This is a genomic window from Halorubrum sp. SD626R (assembly GCF_001261915.1).
Lineage (GTDB): Archaea > Halobacteriota > Halobacteria > Halobacteriales > Haloferacaceae > Halorubrum.
The window spans coordinates 1-6,130 of the sequence record NZ_CVRT01000127.1 but is presented as its reverse complement, the minus strand read 5'-3'; the positions used below and the strand labels follow the sequence as shown (position 1 = coordinate 6,130).

4 protein-coding genes and 2 pseudogenes are annotated in these 6,130 nt (G+C 50.9%); 3 read left to right on the top strand and 3 right to left on the bottom strand.

Annotated features, from left to right (window positions below):
* Together SD626R_RS16535 and SD626R_RS12905 are read left to right on the top strand one after the other, a co-directional pair.
* Window positions 1–110, top strand: a pseudogene (locus SD626R_RS16535) (IS1595 family transposase); the annotation flags it as partial.
* 167 nt (window positions 111–277) lie between these two features.
* Window positions 278–601, top strand: a complete 324-nt coding sequence (locus SD626R_RS12905) for a DUF6788 family protein (protein ID WP_092566754.1) — start codon at window positions 278–280, stop codon at window positions 599–601.
* A gap of 292 nt (window positions 602–893) precedes the next feature.
* On the opposite strand, the gene SD626R_RS12900 is transcribed toward SD626R_RS12905, so the two are convergent.
* Window positions 894–2,132, bottom strand: a complete 1,239-nt coding sequence (locus SD626R_RS12900; protein ID WP_394324705.1) for a Cdc6/Cdc18 family protein — start codon at window positions 2,130–2,132, stop codon at window positions 894–896.
* 846 nt (window positions 2,133–2,978) lie between these two features.
* On the opposite strand from SD626R_RS12900, the gene SD626R_RS12895 reads away from it, so the two are divergent.
* The gene (locus tag SD626R_RS12895) at window positions 2,979–5,198 is read left to right on the top strand and encodes a DEAD/DEAH box helicase (RefSeq protein ID WP_092566752.1); all 2,220 of its coding nucleotides are present in this window, start codon (window positions 2,979–2,981) and stop codon (window positions 5,196–5,198) included.
* A 411-nt stretch (window positions 5,199–5,609) separates the two neighbouring features.
* On the opposite strand, the gene SD626R_RS12890 is transcribed toward SD626R_RS12895, so the two are convergent.
* Window positions 5,610–5,891: a helix-turn-helix transcriptional regulator gene (locus SD626R_RS12890; protein ID WP_092566751.1), complete on the bottom strand. Its 282-nt coding sequence runs from the start codon at window positions 5,889–5,891 to the stop codon at window positions 5,610–5,612.
* A gap of 129 nt (window positions 5,892–6,020) precedes the next feature.
* Window positions 6,021–6,130: pseudogene (locus SD626R_RS16530) on the bottom strand (IS1595 family transposase); the annotation flags it as partial.

Genomic DNA, 6,130 nt, shown 5'->3' with positions numbered 1-6,130 from the left:
AACAGGCCGCTCATACATTCGGGATCATTAGATCGCTGAATCTCACAGGCGCATCTGTCGATATCACCATCGACTGCCTTGTTATGGGGGCTTTCCGTAGTTCTACATAAGAGCGATCGTCTGGCTCTTGTGTAGAGCTGCGGAAAGACGATTTAACATGTTGAACACCCACCGTAGTCCGGCGATTTGAACCCGAGATAGCGTACTCAATTCGGAGCTGGCACAACCAAACGACCTCTTTCCGCGTTTCTACATAAGAGCGACACGCGAGTAGCCGATGTCCTACGAACCCCCGACCCCACCGGCGACCCTCCCGACAGAGATCGTCAACACACTCAACGAGTCGAGCCCGGAGCAGCTCCAAGACGTTGCGACGTACGCTGAAGCGCTCGCCGAGCACAAGGAACGAGAGGCCTGTCCCGAGAAGCCGGCAGATCAGGAGGGAGTCGAAGAGCGGCCAGACGATCTTCCGGATGACGTTCCTGCCAAAGCGACGATCACGATCAAGGAGATCAACGACAACCGCTACTACTACTGGCAGTGGCGAGATGGAGACAAAATCCGATCTCAGTACAAGAGCCCAGTCAATCCAGACGAGTAGAATGAATTATTGACCGATCCTATGATCGACACACCCCATGTGCGAACCGAAATTCGATTACCTTGAACCAACTTCGCATGCCGATGAAGGTTACATTACAAGTTCTCTCAAGTAAGCCGACTGACGTACCTGATATATCGTCAGAACAGCAAAACAGACCACCCCGGGCGTCGAGTGTAAATAGGTATTAAATGGCGTACTATGCCCTATAGACAGCATATAGAAAAATACAGAATACATCGCCCCGAGAAACAGAGAATGACACCCCAACTGTCGAGTGTAAAATCATGAGTTATCCATTAGGAGAGAATCGCTGATCAGATTCAATGGCGCTTTGGACGACTTCTGGCTCCTCGAGAAGGTAGTAGAAATTGGTCATTCCCTTCCCACGACCACGGCCAACTCGATCTGTAACACCAAGAATATCGAGAAAAGCCTGTTCGTTCAACCGATCAGACATCCGCCGTTGTGAGAGTGGGTCAATTTCTAGCGATTCAGTGAGTTGCTCATACCGTTCATAGATTTCACGTGTGGGGAATTCTTCTTGTTTGCTCCCGTCTGCGATCAATGAAAGAGCATACACTGCGGCTTTTGATTGTGTTGGCTGGTCTTGAAGCAACTTCGAGAATCGATCGATATCTGCTTTTTCTCGCGCATTTCGCACATGTTCTTCCTGGACAACGTCGCTATCATCGTCTTTCGCGAGTTCACCAGCATTTCGAAGAATATCGAGGGCTTTTCGAGCGTCACCATGTTCCTGTGCGGCGAACGCAGCCGCAAGAGGAATTACATCATCGGTGAGAGCTCCTTCGCGAAACGCATCTTGACGATGGCGCATAATTTCGCGGAGTTGGTTTGCGTCGTAGGGCGGAAAAATAAACTCACGCTCTTGGAGACTACTCAAAACCCGCTCATCCAGAGAATCTTTAAGTGAGATTTTATTGCTGATCGCGAGGATTCCGACCTTACATGAGTCAATCTTTCCAGCTTCCCCAGCTCTGGAGAGCTGCATTAGCACGTTGTTCTCTTGGAGTTTGTCGACTTCATCGAGAATGATGATGACGACGTCGTGGAGGCTATCGAGAATCTGCCAAAGACGATCGTAGTATACATTCGTCGATAACCCAGAAAGAGGTACAGAGATATCTGTTTCATCTGGTCGATTGAATGTTCGGGCGAGTTTGATAACAACTTGAGTCTCCGTCGTTGCTTGAGTACAATCGATATATGCGCGATCGAGTCTCGTACCCTGCTCGTGGGAGAAGTCTTCAGCACTCTGAGTAACGTGTTTAGCTACAAGGCTTTTTCCAGTCCCCGTCTTCCCGTAAATTAGCGTATTTCTAGGCTTTCCACCCCTGATTGCAGGATGGATACTATTGGCGAGATTAGATATCTCATCCTCGCGGCCAATAATCCGTTCCTCGTCTGGAATATGTTCGATGTCGAGGAGTTCTTTGTTCGCAAAAACCGGATCCTCGCTTTCCCAAATTGAGTCGAGAGAACTCTGTTTCTCGTTACTCATTTGAGTAATCGACCTCGGGACGTCCGGCTCATATTACACACGACGGTCGGTGTGATATATAAAACTATGTCTTTATCCCACACCACCTGTCGAGTGTAAATGCTGAAATACACCATTTGTAAGGTCTAAGAAATTGGAATAGCAAAGTGTATTTCAAAAAGAAGAAATATCTAATGGATCCCCGGTCGTCGAGTGTAACGCAGTAGTCCATGATGTCTACTGTTACCGAGGAAGCTACGTCCCCGAAGACACACACCCCGGGTGTCGAGTGTAAATCGATGAGATGGTAGGTCACTACTCGGTAGTTTATCCGGTTTCTACTATCATTAGATGCCGATTTCACGCGGAAGAGTTCTTTAGACATCGATTGATAGTAGTCTTACTACTACTATCTATAATTAATATAAATATTTTATTATACGGGCAACAAACAACAAAGAATTAGACAGTACAAGCAGTTTTGAGCCAATATAGATTCTAAGAATATATCTCTTATATAGCTCTCGTGAGAAAAGGATGGAGTCTCTCGACGAACTGTAAGCCTAGTAGAAACTACGACAGAATCCTTGTTTTAGCCGTTCACAGTCTATCTATATCGGTATTAAACGTATTCTCACGTACTCAAACAACCGTTTAACGGGCACCAGACAGCTACCATAGACGATTTACACTCGACACCCGGGGTGTGTGTGTGGTACCGCCCACAATTAGTGAATAGCTTCGGTGTCAAACCGAGGCATTCGTCTCGACAGTCTTTGGTATTCTCTTTGCGCCAAAACGCGAGACCTTCTCCTCAATTTTCTGTAGCCCAATAGCGACGAAGTATTATATGGTGTCAAGAGAGCATGTTACTCAATGTCTCTGTTGTTTGAGTATGCCGTCGATCAGTTCTCGCTTACTGATGCTGTCCTCCATACTGCCTCCAAAACGACGCTTTCTGAGACAGCTGAGCATATTCCAGTCCGCCCTATCGCCACATTTGCGAGCCATCACGACGAACTCTCCCATCCTGACCGGGATTGGACATGTATTCCGTTACACGGGCTCGACAACGCGACGCCGACCGAGGAGTTCGTTGCCTACACCGACCATGAGGTACGTGGCGAGATCTTCCTCGTTGAGCGAGACGGTGATGTGAAACCGATTGCCGCTGACGAGTTTGGCGGCACGCAACTTGCGAATCGAATTCGGTTCTGGCATTCGGATTATCTCCCGGAGCCGTACCCACCAGGGTACGATGCTCCGATTGATGACCACGAAGATCCGATACACCCAGTGGAAGACGCTGACTTACTCACAGAGTTTCGGGACTACATTGCTGATGAGCGTGCGGCGACGAGAGCAAGTAACGAGACGCAAGCTCGCAATCTCTCAGCACGAGCGCTGTACGAACGCGGTGAATCCGCCATTCCCCAACTGCTGTGTCGTGGCGAAGAAAACGGCGAATACCGCTTCCGAGTCGATCTCGATCCACGGCTCGAAGACCGTCGCGACGACGACTGGGCTTACTTTGTCGAAAGCGAGTTCGGCATTTACCAAGGTAACGAGGTTCTGATTCATGCTGACGCTGACGACGCACCTGATTCATTCCCGGTTGCTGCCGAAGTTGAACGCGTCCGTGGGCTGAATATCTGGCTCACGCTCGAGTGGGAGACCGTCGATACTACGGGAACAGTCAGCGCCTATCTAGAGGGCGATCATACGATCGGGTGTTCCGAACGGCTCAATCCAGTTCCATTTGATCGCGAGCTCACCGCCATCGAGTCCTTACGAGATGATTCCTTCCACGAGGTGCTTGTCGGCGATCGCCCGCTTACATTCTCGAATGAGGCTGCCGCACTGAGCGAATCGTTTGATGACGATCTCAATCAAGAACAGCAGCTCGCTGTCGAGTATGCCCTCCTCGCCGATGAGCTCTTCTGTATTCACGGGCCGCCGGGCACAGGGAAAACAAGGACACTCGTCGAAATTATCCGTCGCGCCGTCGACGCTGGCGAGGATGTGCTTGTTTGTACGGATTCGAACCAGGCGCTAGACAACCTCGTCGCCGGCAACTCGACACGTAATGAGCTTGATGCTGGGTCACTCCATGCCTACGGGCAATACGGATCCGGCGAGTTCACTCTTGACCGTGTCAACGCCGAGCGGTCGACGCATAACGTTCTCCGGGAGAGCTACCAAGATGTTGCTGAAAGAGCTGAGGTTGTCGCAGCGACCAACAGCAGTGCGGCCACGCTCGCCCGTGAGTTCGACCTCCTCGTTCTCGATGAAGCGACGCAGTCGACCTGTACCGCATCGTGTATTCCACTTGCCCGCGTCGACCGAGCTGTTCTTGCGGGTGATCACGAACAACTCCCACCGTTCAGTGCGACAGACGATCCACCCGATTCTGGATATGGACTCTCACTGTTTGAACACCTCTACGCCGACGGTGGCGTCTACGAAGAGATTGGCCTCCAACTGAAGACCCAATATCGGATGCACCCCGACATTGCCTACTTTTCCAACCGCGAGTTCTACGATGGGTCGCTCCGAACCGGCCGCGTCGTCACCTCGCTTGCTGACACGCCAGCGATTGAAGGCTACAATATCGGCGGTTCGGTCGATACTGTCAACCACTCCCGGGCTAACAAGGCTGAAGCACGTCTTGTCGTTCACCTTGTTCAGACTACTCTTGAAGATGTTCCACCGGAAGAGATCGGTGTTATCACACCATACGCTGCCCATGCTCGACTACTCCGTGATCAACTCAACGATCACGTCGACCACGCGACCGCAATCACCGTCGACACTATCGATTCCTTCCAAGGGAGCGAGAAGACTGCTGTCATCATTTCGCTTGTTCGGAGTAATGCCGACGGTGACATCGGCTTTCTCGGTCGCGCCAACGACGGACCGCGACGGCTCAATGTTGCTCTCACTCGGGCCAAGCGGTACTGTGCGGTCGTTGGTGATTTTCACACCCTTCGATACGACACTGATGGGAAGTGTACGGAACTCTACCGGGACTTCAGGAATCACTTCGAATCGACCGGTCGCCTGAACGACGTCGACCCGGCATTCCTCGGAGTGTAGCTGCGTCGGTGCTGGCCTATCGTGGTGGGGCCTGATACGCTGCTAGTGCTTTCGGAGGGTAATCGTGGGTGACAGCATCCATACTCTGGAGAGCTGTTTCGTCCACCTCGCTCAGTTCATAGACCACGAGAGTGTCTGACAAAGAGTTAGATGACTGCCGCTCGTAGTGGCACGTAGCGAGTCGAGTAAATACGCCTCACGTGAACTCATGACAGCAAACAACTCCGTGCTGGGTAGTTGCCCGCAGTGTGGCCATGAGATTAGTGAGGTGTGGGTGATGATCGAATACGAGACTACCGAGGGTGAGGCAGGAGTCTGGGCAGAGTGTCCCAACTGCGAAACGATTGTAGATCCGATACACGAAAATCCAAAATGAAGCGGCGAAGCTAGACTGTTCTCGATCCCGACGATTCAGCCGTTGTACTCAATGTACTCGGCTTCCCAGTCTGTTCGCGCCTCGATTTCTCTGGTTCCTCGCCGAGTAGTAGTGTACTCGTTAGTTCGTCGATCGCGTTGACCTTTCTCGACAAGTCCCTTCTCAACGAGCGTGTCGAGATTCGGATAGAGCCGCCCATGGTGAATCTCTTTTTCGTAATAATCTTCGAGCTCATCCTTGATAGCGAGCCCATGTGGATCATCGAGGCCGGCGATTACGTACAGCAAATCGCGCTGAAAGCCTGTGAGATCATACATACCCTCTCTTACGTATTCATGTTTTGAAATAATTACTGATCTTCGAAATGTTGTCCCAATAATGACTTCTTAGTCAGTATCGAACGCATTGGAGTAGGAGCTTAGGCGACCACGATATCAGAATCGCTCTTATGTAGAACTACGGAAAGCCCCCATAACGAGGCAGTCGATGGTGATTTCGACGGATGCGCCTGTGAGATTCAGCGATCTAATGATCCCGAATGTATGAGCGGCCTGTT

Excerpts from the sequence above, each read along its gene's own strand:
- SD626R_RS12895 (WP_092566752.1), top strand. The coding sequence starts at position 2,979 with ATGTCTCTGTTGTTTGAGTATGCCGTCGATCAGTTCTCGCTTACTGAT.
- SD626R_RS12890 (WP_092566751.1), bottom strand. The coding sequence starts at position 5,891 with ATGTATGATCTCACAGGCTTTCAGCGCGATTTGCTGTACGTAATCGCC.
- SD626R_RS12905 (WP_092566754.1), top strand. The coding sequence starts at position 278 with ATGTCCTACGAACCCCCGACCCCACCGGCGACCCTCCCGACAGAGATC.